At 78.7% G+C, this 1,082-nt stretch carries 1 protein-coding gene; it reads left to right on the top strand.

Annotated features, from left to right (window positions below):
• Nucleotides 1-48: 48 nt before the first annotated feature.
• Nucleotides 49-1,082, top strand: a 1,034-nt coding sequence (locus GCU69_RS34515; RefSeq protein WP_408055777.1) for a carboxyl transferase domain-containing protein, incomplete at its 3' end; no start/stop codon positions are given.

Genomic DNA, 1,082 nt, shown 5'->3' with positions numbered 1-1,082 from the left:
GGGCCGGGCGGTGCCGAGCAATCCGGCCCCACCGTGCCCGGTCCCGCCGTGCCCGACCCCGCCGTGCCCGAGCCCGCCGCTCGCCGCAGCAGCGCCCCGGCCCACGGCACCGCGGAGCGGTCCGCCGCCGCCGACTCCATCCGGCGCTCCCGGCGGCCCGAACGCCCCGGTGTGCGCGCCCTGTTGCGGGTCGCCGGGCGGCAGGTCACCCCGCTGAGCGGCACCGGCGCGGGCGAACACGACCCCGGGCTGCTGCTCGCGCTCGCCCGGATCGGTGGTTCGCCCTGTGTCGTCCTCGGTCACGACCGGCGCGCGGACGCCGCGCCGCCGCTCGGTCCGGGCGGGCTGCGAGAGGCCCGGCGCGGCATGCGGATCGCGGCCGAGCTGAACCTGCCGCTGCTCACCGTCGTCGACACCGCCGGTGCCGCCCTGTCGAAGGAGGCCGAGGAGGGCGGGCTCGCCGGGGAGATCGCCCGCTGCCTGGCGGACCTCGTCACCCTGCCCGCGCCCACCCTGTGCCTGTTGCTCGGGCAGGGAGCGGGCGGCGGCGCGCTCGCGCTGCTCCCGGCGGACCGGGTGCTCGCGGCACGGCACGCCTGGCTGTCCCCGCTGCCCCCGGAAGGCGCCTCCGCGATCCTGCACCGGACGACGGAACGGGCGTACGAGGTCGCCGACCGGCAGGGCGTACGCTCCGCCGACCTGCTGGCGCACGGCATCGTCGACCGGGTGATCGACGAACCCGGCCCGGCGGAGACCACAGCCGCTCCCGCGAACGGCACAGCCGCTCCCGCGAACGGCACAGCCGCTCCCGTGAACGGCACGGGCCGCCCGGCGGAGCGCGGGGACGGCCGCGCGGAGGGCCGGGGAGACCGGCGAGGCGCGGCAGACGGCGAACGCCCGCAACGGCCGGAAGCCCCGGAAGCCCCGGAAGTCCCCGAAGGCTCGGAAGGTGCGCAAGTCCCGGAAGGCGCCGCTCCGGTGAACGCTCCCGACGCCGCCGACGAGCCGCACCGCTTCCTCACCCACCTCGGCCAGGTCCTGGGCGAGGAGTTGGCCCTGCTGCGTGCCGAGCGGCCCGCGGC

Origin of the sequence: Streptomyces lycii, from assembly GCF_009735685.1 — a bacterium.
Classification (GTDB): Bacteria; Actinomycetota; Actinomycetes; order Streptomycetales; family Streptomycetaceae; genus Streptomyces; species Streptomyces lycii.
This window is presented reverse-complemented; position numbering and strand designations above follow the sequence as displayed.